The sequence below is a fragment of the Leclercia sp. M50 genome (assembly GCF_037150775.1).
Classification (GTDB): domain Bacteria; phylum Pseudomonadota; class Gammaproteobacteria; order Enterobacterales; family Enterobacteriaceae; genus Enterobacter.
Genome location: NZ_JBBCPK010000105.1, coordinates 1 through 12624, shown reverse-complemented (window position 1 = coordinate 12624; position 12624 = coordinate 1). Strand labels below are relative to the sequence as shown.

Here is a 12624-nt window from a genome sequence, read left to right as displayed (position 1 = left end):
CCACGCCGGGGTTTTCAGTGTGTCGCAGGCGAGCATCTGGGTCAGGAGCGGTAAAAACTCCGGCAAAAATTGCCCGGATGACACAATGGTATGCAGATCCGTCGGCGCCCCCGGATGTTGCTTTAACCAGGCATCGAACCCCACGCGAAATTCGAACAGGCTCAGGCAGATTGCTCTCTCCACGTCGTGCAGTATCGGCAGATCGATCTCCGTAAGCGTTGCGCCGTGACGCGCAAGCTGCGCGAGGGCGGCATGCCATACCTCTCCCTGGTGCGAATCGCTCCCTTCCAGGCTGCGGATCACCCCAAAACGCACCCCTTTCAGCGAAACGGATTCAAGGGTCCGTGGCGTCTGGCCGTGGATAATCCAGTGCAGCAGGGCCGCATCCTGCACGCTATGTACCATCGGCCCCACCGTGTCTTTACTGAGGGAGAGCGGCGCGATGCCCTCCATCTGCCCCCTGCGCACCCGCGGTCTTAACCCCACCAGCCCGGTATAGCTGCACGGGATGCGGATCGAGCCGCCGGTATCAGTACCCAGCGCCCCCTCCGCCATTCCTGCCGCCACCGCCGCCGCGCTGCCGCCGCTGGAGCCGCCTGCCGTAATGCCCAAAAACAGCGGGTGATGCACATCGCCGCCAAGCGAGCTGCGGGAGCGGACGTCGAAAGCAAACTCAGACATATTGGCCCGGGCCAGAATAATCGCCCCGGCAGCCCGCAGACGGCGCACCACCAGCGCATCCCCTGTGGACCGAAGCGCGGCCAGGGCCTGACACCCTGCCGTTACCGGCAGTCCGGCGCAGGCGATATTATCTTTGACCACCAGCGGCACGCCGTGCAGCGGCCCCAACGTCTGGCCGCGACGCCGCTGCGACTGGCAGAGGTGCGCCTGGGCCTGCGCCTCCGGGTTGATGCCGAGGATTGCGTTCAGCTGCGACTGCCCGGCGATGATCGCCAGCCGCCGGGCTATCTCTTCGGGGGCATCCCGGGGAGGAATCAACCGACTCTTTTGCATATTGTCCTCTTCACAGTCATGCCGGGGGCCAGCGCAGCACGCTGACCTCCCGTTGCAATCAGTCCCGCAGCCCGGAGGTGATGGCATCCAGCGCTTCCGGATGCAGGCGGATCTCCGCGGCGCGACGGTGCCCCTGCATCCCCTCGGTACGGCTCTGGCGAATGGCCGGTTCCGCAATCGCCGCGATACCCTGCTCGTCGATCCACTGATGGGTGCAGATCTTGACGTAGGCCCCCACCCACAGCCCGCCGGTGTAACGTGCCGCCGCCATGGTTGGCAGGGTGTGGTTAGTGCCGCAACATTTGTCCGAGAAGACCACGCTGGCGTTCTGGCCGATAAACAGCGAGCCGTAATTGCGGATTTTCGCCGCCGTGCCGTGCGGGTCGCGGGTATGGACCTGCAGATGCTCGGTCGCCATATGATCCGCAAAGGCGATCAGCTGCTCTTCGCTGTCGCAGACCACGATTTCACCCTGACGACGCCAGGCTTCGCCCGCGGTCGCGGCGGTAGGCAGCGTCATCAGCTGGCGCTCAATTTCTGACAGCACCCCCTCGGCGATCGCCCGGCTGGTGGTTGCCAGCCCGACGCGAGTGTGGACATCATGCTCGGCCTGCGCCAGCAGATCGGCGGCAATGATGCGCGCATCGGCGCTGTCGTCGGCGACGGTGAAGATCTCGCTCGGCCCCGCCAGGGCGTCAATCCCCACTTTGCCAAACACCTGGCGCTTGGCCTCGTTCACAAAGGCGTTGCCCGGTCCGACAATTTTATCCACCGCCGGTACGCTCTCCGTTCCCCAAGCCATGGCCGCCACCGCCTGAGCACCGCCAATTTTAAAGATCCGGTGCGCCCCGGCCAGGTGACAGACCGCAATCATCGACGGGTGCGCCGCGGGCGGCAGACAGGCGATAATCTGCTCGCACCCGGCAACCGTGGCGGGCACGATGGACATCACCGGCGCGGAGAGGATCGGATAGCGGCCCCCTGGCACATAACACCCTACCGTCTGAACCGGAATAATGCGGTGCCCCAGATGCACGCCAGGCAGGGTTTCCACCTCCAGCGGCTGCATGGTGGCAAGCTGGGCCTCGGCAAAGCGCCTGACCTGGGCGATGGCAAACTCGCTGTCGCGGCGGGTCTGTGGGTCCATCTCGCGCAGCGCGGTCTCAATCTCCTGGGCCGTGACTTCAAACTGCGCGGGCACCACCTTATCAAACTGCCGCGAGAAATCTCTCAGGGCCGCGTCGCCCTCGTCCTTTACCCGCGCAATAATGCCACCTACCGTGTCGGTTAACGATTTATCGGCCTGCGCATCCTGCCCCTGGGGACGTTTGATCCAGCTCACCTGGTCAACAATTGACTGTACAGACATTATGCTTCCTCCATTTGACCCAGTTTGATTTGTGCCAGCAGCGCCAGGTGATCGTAAAGCACCCACTCGTCGACAATTTTGCCGTTGATAATGTGGTAGTGAGACATCCCCATCACGAACAGACGTTTACCGGTCGGTTTACCCAGCTCGCCGTAGCCCAGGTGGTGACCCTCGATGATCCAGCGTATCGCCACCTTCGTGCCGCCTTCGTCGCACGGGTTGGAGCAGATGTGCTGCGGCAGCCAGGCGCCGTCAGGGATCATGCCGATCAGGGCCAGAGTCTGGTGCGTCACCGATGCCGTGCCGTAAAGCTCTTTCATCAGCGGGCCGTGCCACTGAACGTTCGGCGCGTAGACCTCTTTGATCTTGCCGAGCATCCGGCGGTTATAGATTTCGTGCATCCAGCGCAGGCATTGCTCTTCGGTGTCGGTATGGGCGATGGAGACATCACAGACCATCTCCGGCGGATACTGCCCTAGCATGCGGCCGTTTTCACCGATGTCGGTAACGCGAAAGCCCTTGTCGAACTGCTCTTTCGCCATGTTAAAGGCGATTTCATCGGTGTTCAGTCCCAGCTGCTTCATCAGCGACATGTTGTCGCTCACCACCCACTCGCGATAGATCTTGTTCTCGTGGATCATGCAGTCGGCCACGGTGCGGGTGACGAACGTTCGGTTAGTCGGTTTGCCGAGGTGGCTGAACTGGGTATGGCGCCCGCTGCCGGTCACCAGGTGCGAGGTGTAGAAACCGTCCACGTCGTTACCGTTCCAGATCACCTGGGTCGCCATGCCGCGGCGCTCCGGAAAAGCCACCAGGCGTTGCAGCGTATCCTGCACTACCTGCTCGCGGGTATAGAGAGTACCCAGCGCGTTATATAAGACGCAGTTGTGCGTATAGTGGGTGTAAATTAACCCCACGTCGCGTTCATCCCATATTTTATGGGTGCAGCGGACAATATAATCGACAATATCGGTATAACACTCATCGAACCCACGTAATGATTGCGCCCGCGGACGTTTATCCGGCACTAAATCAATAAAGTCGCGACGCTCAACCTGTAATACCGGTTCATCACGGGTGAGCTTATTATTTTTTTCAGGTACGGCTGGTGCTTTATTTGTTGCTTCAGTTGAAGACATATAAACCCCTGCTTCTGTTTTCAGACAATACGATCCCGCACCCGGAATGGATGGAGAATGGAGCCGCAATATTTATTGCGGCGGATTTAAAATCGTTCAGGTAAGAAATATAGCGGAGGCGGACCTCCGGTTAATTCACAATTTGCGACCAGATAGCTAATTCATCAATACCAAGATATTCGCGAATAATTAAACCATCGCGTAATTCAAGCTGACTGATACCGGTGATCGATACCGGTTTACGGGTCGGCACGCCAAACTTGCCATATCCGTCGTGCCAGGTCAGGAGCGACCAGCGCAGCGAAATGCGCACCGGCTCGCCAGGGTCCCGGCGTACGATAAGGTGGTGCAGCTGCACTTCACTGTCGGCAAAGGAGGCGCGGTATCCCGACAGTAGCGCGGCAATCTCCTGCTCTCCCGTGCCGCTGCAGTGGCCCGGCGCATAGAGCGTGGCGGCAGGATGATACAGACCCGGCACGGTGCCGCTGTTGCCGCCCGCCCACATGGTAAGATAGCGCTCCACTACCCCGGCAATCGGCCCTTCGACATCATCCCCCTCCGGGCCACCCGCCCAGCGGGCGTCCAGCGTTTCGGCGGTCGCCCGGGGAATACCCAGCTGCTCCTGCATGCCCGCCAGATTGCGCGCAAATTCCTGCACGTTAAGTCCGAGCTGAGCGACAATCGCCGCTCTGTCCTGCAAAAGCCACTCCTGGCGCACCGCGCCGTCGGCACAGATACGGTCGGCCCAGGTGCGCACCCAGAGGGTTTTTCCGCTGGGTGCGCCGAAAAAGCCCTCGCCCATATGACGAATGCAGGCGATGGTACGCTGGGCGGCGTAGTACTCATTACCGGGATTCTCGGTCGCCAGAATGTCCTCGGTCAGCACGGTGCGCTGGGGAAAGCTGTGCATCGCCTCCAGGGTCAGGCGCATAAACTGTGGCAGATCGGTCAGCTGTTTTTCCGGGGTGATAAAGACCACCGGCGTAGCGTAGAAGTCGGCAAGCTGGCCGATATCCTTTTGTTCCCAGACCACATGCGTCAGGGTGAGAATAAACTGTTGGATGGAATCGAACTGAGGGCTGAAGCCCGGCAATCTGCTCATTTGTCCTCCTGCGTCTGGAACATGTAATAACCCTCGGCGTCGATAGCCCCCGCATGCGGTCGGCGTGCGGAGTGGCGTACCACCAGTTTGCCCGGCACGGTAATTTGTTCAGGCTCGATCGTACCGCTGTCGATCTGCTTCATCAGTAGCTCCACCGTGGCGCTGACCATCGCCTCGACGGGCTGTGACGCGGAGGTTAATGCATAGGAAGCCCAGCCGGAGGGGCCGATGTCGTCATATCCCACAATGGAGACATCTTCCGGGATGCGCAGGCCAAACTCGTAGCGCGCCACGTCCATGACGATCACCGCCATATGGTCATTGGCGACAAAAATGGCGTCCGGCGCGGGGGATGCGGAGAAGAGCGCATAGGCCGCACGGGCCGTCTCCTGGGCATCGTAATTGCCGTTCACCACCCGGACATCGTCAATGCCCTGCTCCTGCAAAGCCTGCAAATACCCGCGCTGACGGGCGATGTTGACGGACGAGTCCGCCACCCCACCTACGTAGGCAAAGCGTTTATGTCCTGCCGCCAGTAAAAATTCGGCAATCTGGCGGGATGCCGCCTCGTTATTGCTGTTAACGCTCGACGCCATTCCGCTCTCTTCGCTGCGGTTAAACAGCACCACCGGGATCCCGGCGGCAAGGCACTCCTGGGAGAGGTCAAGCGACAGGGTGACCGAAGCCAGCACGATGCCGTCTACCCGATACTGCATGATCTGGTCGAAAATCCGGTCAACATTCCCGTCGCGATCGCCGACAAACAGCAGCAGGTGATAGTTAAGGGTGTCCAGCTTTTGCGCCAGCGCCTCAAGCACCTGGGGATAAAACTGGTTATCAAAATAGGAGATCACCACGCCGATGATCCGTGAGCGGGCCGTGTTAAGCGAGCGGGCGATGGCGTTAGGCCGATAGCCCAGCTCACGCGCCGCCTTGAGCACCTTCTCACGCGTTGCCGGTGAGATGCTCGCCCCCGGCGTGAAGGTGCGGGACACCGCCGATTGTGATACTCCCGCCAGCTGCGCCACCTGTTGAGAGGTCACCGCTGTAAAAGTCTTACGTTTCATTACCGTGAGTTCCTTATCCCTGTTACTCCCCTCATCGGCGCTTGTGGCAGGGCTATTCCCTGTCACCGCGCCGCAGGAAGCGGGTACTTTTTATACTTACACCATGTTTGCATGCGTATGCAACAGCCTAAATTATTTTTTTCACAATGGTGATAAACGACCTTTACAAATTTGAAACCTTTTCGTAACTTCAATTTTTGAATACGTATGCAGAGCAATATTCACACCGTCAATTGTACCGGGCAGCCTGGTCAGTATCCAAAGGGATTGAGCCGGTAAACGTTGTACTTGACTGGTTTTAACCCATTACGTTTTAAGAGGTTCACAACCATGTTTCGAGCACTGTTACGCCGCCCCGAAGCCCGGCTCTTTTTTATCATCAGCGTGTTGTTTTTTATCTGTATTCACAGCATTGATGCGTTCCTGGCCCCGATGATGATCAACCAGGGGATGGAGCCGCAGGTGATGGGGATCATCATGGGGGCCAGCGGCCTCGCCACGCTGCTGATCCGCTTTCCACTGGGGATTGTTTCCGATGTGGTGAAGAGTCGAAAAATCTTTATCCAGGGGGCGCTGGTCCTGCCGATTATCGCCTGGCCGCTGGCGTGGCTGGAGCCTAACGCCCTCACCCTCTATCTGGCGAAGGCGGCTGACGGCGTCACCGCTGCCACCTGGGTGCTCTACAACATTCTCTTTATTCGCTATTTTGACCGCAAAGATGCCCCTGCTGCGGTGGCCTTTCTGGCGCTGGCGGGACCGCTGGGGGTGTTTCTCGGCAACTGCATTGGGGGTCTGTTGATTCACTATTTTGAGAACAACATCGCATTTTTCGTCTCCTGCGTCTCGGCGCTGGTGGCGCTGCTTCTCACCACCCGCATCCAGGATGTACACGATCCGGTCAAAGCCCCGACGCTGAAAGCCTGTATCGCCGGTGCCCGCCTGCAGTTGGCCGATCGTTCGGTGTGGCTGATTGGTATTCTGGCGACCCTCGTCATCCTGGTGCCTTTTGCTACCCGCGATACGCTGACGCCGATCTATGCCGAGCAGTTAGGCGGGCGTGCCGGGATCTTAACCCTGCTGAGTAACATCCATCTGATCTTCTACGCTCTCGCCATCGCCCTGTGCAGCAGCCTCTTTTATCAGCGCCTTGGGCTGATGAAGACGGCGGTGCTGGGCATTGTCCTGCAGGTGGTGTCGACCTTAGGCATCCCCTTCACCAGCAATATGTATGTCATTTATCTGTTGCAGGCGCTGGCGGGCTTCTCGTTCGGGATGGCGTTCGCGGCCTTTATGTCCCTGAGCGTGGTCAATACCACCTCTGATGAGCAGTCCACGCGCATGGGTCTGTTCCAGACCATCTACTCCTGCGGCATGTTTGCCGGGCCGGTGATCATGGGCGTGATGATGCAGCACATTAATCTGTCGTCCGGCTATCTCTTTATTGCTGCCCTGTCGGTTATCGCGGCCATTGCCACCCCGCTCTCCGTGCGCTGGGTGAATAGCCGTAAAACACCGCCGTCTGCGGAATTATCCCTTAACGCCCCACTCGCGCCCGCGCGCGACCAGTAATATTTATCACCCAAACATTTATCCCGGCCCGCCGGGAGGATAGTTGTCATCTTAATTATACGAGGAAGAGATTGTGGCTTATATGCTTAAAACCAGTAAACCGGTTCAGGAACGTCAGGATGCGCAGCGTCAAATAAGGGAAACGGTAGAGCTAATCCTGGCGGATATTGAAAAACGCGGTAATAAAGCCATCCGCGAATTATCTATTAAGTTTGATCGCTATGACCGTCATGATTATCGCCTGAGCGACGCGGAAATTAATGCCTGTATCAATAAATTGAGCCGCCAGGATATTCACGATATCGAATTTGCGCAGGAGCAGGTCTTTAATTTCGCCCGCGCTCAAAAAGAATGTCTGCGGGATCTGGAAATTGAAACCCGTCCGGGGGTGATTCTCGGGCATAAAAACATTCCCATCAATGCGGTGGGGTGTTATGTCCCGGGCGGGAAATATCCCCTGCTGGCCTCAGCGCATATGTCGATTATCACCGCCAACGTGGCGGGCTGCTCCCGCATCGTGAGCTGCGCGCCGCCGTTCGGCGGCGAACCGGCACCCGCAATCGTCGCGGCGCAAAAAATGGCCGGCGCCACGGAAATTTATGCGCTGGGAGGGATTCAGGCCATCGGCGCGATGGCGCTGGGCACCGATTCGCTCTCGCCGGTCGATATGCTGGTCGGGCCTGGTAACGCTTTTGTGGCGGAGGCCAAACGCCAGCTCTTTGGCCGGGTCGGGATTGACCTCTTTGCCGGTCCGACAGAGACGCTGGTCATTGCCGACGACACCGTTGACGCCGAAATGTGTGCTACCGACCTGCTGGGACAGGCCGAGCATGGTGTGACCACGCCAGCCATTCTGCTGACCAACTCGATGGCCCTTGCCAAAGAGACGCTGCGCGAGATCGATCGTCTGCTGGAAAAACTGCCCACCGCTGATATCGCCCGCCAGGCGTGGCGCGATTATGGGGAGATCATCGTCTGCGACAGCTACGAAGAGATGCTCGCGGAAGCCGACCGCATCGCCTCTGAGCATGTTCAGGTCATGACCGCCCGGGACGACTGGTTCCTGGCCAATATGACTAACTTCGGCGCCCTGTTCCTCGGCCCGCGCACCAACGTTGCCTATGGCGATAAGGTGATCGGCACCAACCACACGCTGCCCACGCAAAAAGCGGCGCGTTACACCGGCGGCCTGTGGGTGGGGAAATTCATGAAAACCTGCACCTGGCAGAAAGTCCTCAGCGATGAAGCCACCGCCGAGATCGGCAGCTACTGCTCGCGCCTCTCGCTGCTGGAAGGCTTCGCCGGACATGCTGAGCAGGCCAATATCCGCGTCCGCCGCTACGGCCAGGTGGAGGTGCCTTACGCCACCCCGGCGCCGATCAGAGAGAAGGTGTAAGTCATGGCGTTTCCTGAGATGCCCTCCTTCGGCCTGCAGGGAAAGCGGGCCCTGGTGACGGGCGGCTCCCGCGGGCTGGGATTCGCCTGCGCTGTCGCCCTGGCGCAGAGTGGCGCAGCGGTGTGGATTGCCGCCAGGGATCGCCAGGCGCTGGATGCGGCTGCCACCCTCGCCGCCGAACGCGGGCTGCTGCTGCGTCCGGTGGTGCTGGATATCACCGATGTCGCCCAGGTGGAGGCCGTCACCGAAGCCCTGCCCGCCTTCGACATTCTGGTCAACAGCGCCGGGCTGGCTCGCCACGAACCGTTTCTGACGGTCAGCGAGGCGAACTTTGATGCGGTGATGGCGATCAACCTGCGGGCGACCTTTTTTGTCAGCCAGCGGATCGCCGCCCGGATGCGTGAGGAGCGAATAGCAGGCTCGATCATCCACATCTCCTCCCAGATGGGGCATGTCGGCGGCCCTAAGCGCAGCGTCTACTGCGCGTCGAAATTTGCGCTGGAAGGGTTAACCAAAGCCATGGCGCTGGAGCTTGGCGAGGCGGGGATCCGGGTTAATACCCTCTGCCCGACCTTTATTGAGACGGCGCTGACCGCATCGTCGCTGGCCGACCCCGCCTTTCGCCACTACGTGCTGGAGAATATCAAGCTCGGACGCACCGGTACCGTCGAAGATGTGATGGGTCCGGTGGTGTTCCTGGCTTCCGGCGCCGCAGCGATGATCACCGGCAGCGCGCTGATGGTCGACGGCGGCTGGACCGCAACCTGAGGAGTAAGATTGTGGATAATCACGCCCTGCCGCTGGTGCTGATTAGCGGCACGCTCTGTAACGCGCGTCTCTGGCAGCCGCTGCTCGACAGACTCAATCTCTCTGACGTGATCGGCATTACGCTGACCGACGCGACGTCGGCGGCAGACGCCTCGCGAAACCTGCTGCGCGAACTGCCGCCGCGCTTCCTGCTGGCTGGCTTTTCGCTGGGGGCGATTGTGGCCCTGCAGATGGTCGCCGACGCGCCACAGCGTATCGCCGGGCTGGCGCTGCTGTCGGTCAATCCCCTTGCCGATGCGCCAGAAAATGCGGCTTCCCGACGCGAGGCGGTGCGCGTGGCGCGACAGCAGGGTGTGGCGAACTGGCTCTCCGCCAGCCTGTGGCCGAAATATGTTGCCCCGACGCGCACGCAGGATGCCGCCCTGCACGATCTGATTTGCCAGATGGCCGGTGAGTGCGGGCCCGACACCCTGGCGACGCAGACTGAAATCGCCATTACCCGGCGGGACAATCGCGGGGCGCTCCCGGCCCTCGCCTGCCCCATCGTTGTTATCAACGGCCTGCACGATCCCATCTGCACGCCGACTCACCACCAGCGGGTTATTGAGAGTGCGCCTCAGGCGACGCTTGTCACCCTCGCCTCATCCGGACATTTCACCCTGCTGGAAGCGCCGGATGAGGTTGCTCACCCGCTACGTCACTGGATCCAGGAGTGTTTAGATGCGTAAAAACAGACTCAAGGCAATGCCCGACGGCAGCGCCATGATTAACGGCTGGCTGGCCATCCCGTCGGGCTACAGCGCGGAGATCGCCGGCCATCAGGGTTTCGATGCGGTCACCGTCGATCTTCAGCACGGCATGATTGACTTCGCCAGCGCGCTCGCCATGCTGCAGGCCCTCTCCGCTACCCCGGCGGTGCCGCTGGTCCGGGTGCAGGATAACGATCCGGCGCAGATCATGCGCATGCTGGATGCGGGTGCCTACGGCATTATCTGCCCGATGATCTCCACGGCCGAAGAGGCTCGCCGTTTTGTGGCCGCCTGCCGCTATCCGCCGCTGGGCAACCGCTCCTTTGGCCCTGCCCGGGGGCTGCTCTACGGTGGCTCGGATTATCCGCAGCACGCCAACGACGAAATATTGACCCTGGCGATGATCGAAACCCGGGACGGGCTGGCGAACCTGGATGCCATCCTTGCCACCGACGGACTGGATGGGGTCTTCATCGGCCCGAACGATCTGTCGTTGACCCTGACCGGCAGCGCCAGCGCCGAATCCCGTCACCCTGAGATGCTGGCCGCCATCGAGCGGGTCGTCAGCCGGTGTCGTCAGTGGAATAAAATCGCCGGGATCTTTTGCACCTCGGGTGAGGCTGCCGCCCGGCGCATTAGCGAAGGTTTCCAGTTTGTCACCCCGGCGAACGATGTCATGCAACTTGGCCGCGCCTCACGCGAAGCCATCGCCCTGGCGCGGGGCAATGCACTCCCCACTACCGGCGCATCAGGTTATTAACAGGAGAAAAGATGAAAGCACGTCACATTAGCCCCGAACTGGCCCGCAGCCGTCTGGTTGCCCCTGAAGATATGGTGTCCTGCAATCTTGCGTTTATCGACTGCAAGCTCCCCGGCTCCCACCTGAAACAGAACTACTCCTTTATTGGCCCGGGCGTGACCCAGTCCTCCGCTCAGGTGGTCAATATCCCGGAGCCGCACGGTTTTAATATCGGCGCCGCGGCGATGCCAAAAGGGGTGACCAATAACCTGCATCTGCATTTCACCGCCGAAGTGTTCTTGATTCACGAGGGCACGTGGCGTTTTCGCTGGGGAGCCAACGGCGAAAATGAAGCCGAGTTCAGCGCCCCGGCTATTCTTTCCATTCCCACCTGGATCTTCCGCGGCTTTACCAATGTCAGTAAAGAAGAGACCTGCGGCATGGTCTACACGGTACTTGGGGGAAATAACACGGGGGGAATTATCTGGCATCCGTCGATTCTGAACGCGGCCAGCGAGTATGGCCTCTATCTGAGCAAAGACAACATGCTTATCGACGTGAATGCGGGCGATACCCTTCCGGAACCGGCAGGACTGCTGGCGCCATTGCCTGCAGAAGAGATTGCCGCCCTGCGCCACTACTCCGTGGAGGAGATGCGCCAGCGGGCGGTGACCGGGGACGATCGGCGCTGGTCGGCGGCGGGGTTACTCGATTCGGTCCTGCCCGGCCACGGCGGCGAGATCGCCCCGGCGATCGGCTTTGGTATCAGCCAGGATAAACACGCCGCGCCAGCTATCGTTAACCCGCACGGTTTTTCCGTTGAGTGGCTGCGCCTGGCCGCGGAGCATGTGGTGGGTTGCCACCTCTGCCCGGACGTGCAGGTGATCATGGTCTTTAAAGGCACGCTGGAGGTGACCTGGAATAAAGAGGGCGAAGAGGTGAGCATTGTCGCCCCTGAGCGTTCGGTCATTTCGGTTCCGGCCAACAGCTGGCGGCGTTATCGCGCGTTGGATGGCGACATGGAGTGCATTCTGACTACCGAGGGCGATCAGCGTAAGCGCGTCTACTGGGATGAAGAGATACTGCAACAGGCGAGAGCGGCAAACCGCTGTCTCGATCCGGACGGGTATGTCACGGCGGCGGATCTGCTGCCGGAAACGGCGAAGCGCGCGGGTCTGAAACTTGAGGCGCTACCGTAAACGGAATCAGGGCGGGATCGCCCGCCCTGAATGCGGCGTGTTACTCGAAGTAAACGCCAGGATTTTCGGACAGCGAAACGAAGGTTTTCGTCTCTTTATCCAGGGCGCGAATTTCGCCGCTTTCGATATCGTACACCCAGCCGTGCAGGCGAATGGCGTTGTTACGCAGGCCGACCGCCACTGAAGGATGGGTTTTGATGTTGCTCAGCTGGGCGAAGACGTTCTCCTGCACCATGGCGTTAACCTTGTCGGTCGGGGTTTCCCAGGTTTTCTTTTCCACCACCGCTTTCGCCGCATCGGAGTAGCGCAGCCAGTGAGAGACGGCAGGCATCGGCTCGAGGTTGGCGTTGTCGGCAATCGCCTTCATCGCGCCACAGTTAGAATGACCGCAGATCACGATATCGGTCACGCCCAGGGCGACCACCGCATATTCGATGGTGGCGGATACGCCGCCGTGACATACCCGTCCGGATCGAGACAGCGGTTTGCCGCTCTCGCCTGTTGCAGTATCTC

Annotated in this window: 12 protein-coding genes; 6 read left to right on the top strand and 6 right to left on the bottom strand. The window is 60.2% G+C overall.

The features are described 5' to 3' along the window. The 5 genes from WFM46_RS19885 to WFM46_RS19865 form a co-directional block, all read right to left on the bottom strand. Nucleotides 1–1014, bottom strand: a 1014-nt coding sequence (locus tag WFM46_RS19885; protein ID WP_336998331.1) for an amidase family protein, incomplete at its 3' end; no start/stop codon positions are given. Nucleotides 1015–1072: 58 nt separating this feature from the next. Then, nucleotides 1073–2383, bottom strand: coding sequence for a histidinol dehydrogenase (gene hisD, locus WFM46_RS19880; protein WP_336998330.1), 1311 nt, complete (start codon nucleotides 2381–2383; stop codon nucleotides 1073–1075). Beyond that, on the bottom strand, nucleotides 2383–3522 hold the full coding sequence (locus tag WFM46_RS19875) for a nuclear transport factor 2 family protein (RefSeq protein ID WP_336998329.1): 1140 nt from the start codon (nucleotides 3520–3522) through the stop codon (nucleotides 2383–2385). Before WFM46_RS19875 ends, hisD (WFM46_RS19880) begins: the two co-directional genes overlap by 1 nt. A gap of 130 nt (nucleotides 3523–3652) precedes the next feature. Continuing rightward, the gene (locus tag WFM46_RS19870) at nucleotides 3653–4624 is read right to left on the bottom strand and encodes a nuclear transport factor 2 family protein (protein ID WP_114315192.1); all 972 of its coding nucleotides are present in this window, start codon (nucleotides 4622–4624) and stop codon (nucleotides 3653–3655) included. Continuing rightward, nucleotides 4621–5691 carry a LacI family DNA-binding transcriptional regulator gene (locus WFM46_RS19865; RefSeq protein WP_103823895.1) on the bottom strand — a complete coding sequence of 357 codons (1071 nt, stop codon included), beginning with the start codon at nucleotides 5689–5691 and terminating at the stop codon, nucleotides 4621–4623. Before WFM46_RS19865 ends, WFM46_RS19870 begins: the two co-directional genes overlap by 4 nt. 330 nt (nucleotides 5692–6021) lie before the next feature. Between WFM46_RS19865 and WFM46_RS19860 the strand changes: the two genes are divergently transcribed. The 6 genes from WFM46_RS19860 to WFM46_RS19835 all read left to right on the top strand — a co-directional run bounded on the left by WFM46_RS19860 (nucleotide 6022) and on the right by WFM46_RS19835 (nucleotide 12111). Beyond that, the gene (locus tag WFM46_RS19860; protein ID WP_103179344.1) at nucleotides 6022–7260 is read left to right on the top strand and encodes an MFS transporter; all 1239 of its coding nucleotides are present in this window, start codon (nucleotides 6022–6024) and stop codon (nucleotides 7258–7260) included. Nucleotides 7261–7333: 73 nt separating this feature from the next. Beyond that, nucleotides 7334–8656 (top strand): histidinol dehydrogenase, encoded by a 1323-nt coding sequence (gene hisD, locus WFM46_RS19855; RefSeq protein ID WP_201304713.1) that lies wholly within the window; start codon nucleotides 7334–7336, stop codon nucleotides 8654–8656. 3 nt (nucleotides 8657–8659) lie between these two features. Further along, nucleotides 8660–9424, top strand: a complete 765-nt coding sequence (locus WFM46_RS19850; RefSeq protein WP_180209583.1) for an SDR family oxidoreductase — start codon at nucleotides 8660–8662, stop codon at nucleotides 9422–9424. Nucleotides 9425–9435: 11 nt separating this feature from the next. Continuing rightward, complete coding sequence (locus WFM46_RS19845; protein ID WP_336998328.1) at nucleotides 9436–10152, top strand: alpha/beta fold hydrolase; 717 nt, start codon at nucleotides 9436–9438, stop codon at nucleotides 10150–10152. Beyond that, complete coding sequence (locus WFM46_RS19840; protein ID WP_336998327.1) at nucleotides 10145–10933, top strand: HpcH/HpaI aldolase family protein; 789 nt, start codon at nucleotides 10145–10147, stop codon at nucleotides 10931–10933. Before WFM46_RS19845 ends, WFM46_RS19840 begins: the two co-directional genes overlap by 8 nt. Nucleotides 10934–10944: 11 nt before the next feature. After that, a complete protein-coding gene (locus WFM46_RS19835) occupies nucleotides 10945–12111 on the top strand; it encodes a cupin (RefSeq protein ID WP_336998326.1) in 1167 nt (388 codons plus the stop codon). A 40-nt stretch (nucleotides 12112–12151) separates the two neighbouring features. Here WFM46_RS19835 and WFM46_RS19830 read toward each other — a convergent pair. Beyond that, the coding region (locus WFM46_RS19830; protein ID WP_336998325.1) for a carbonic anhydrase at nucleotides 12152–12624 on the bottom strand (473 nt) is incomplete at its 5' end.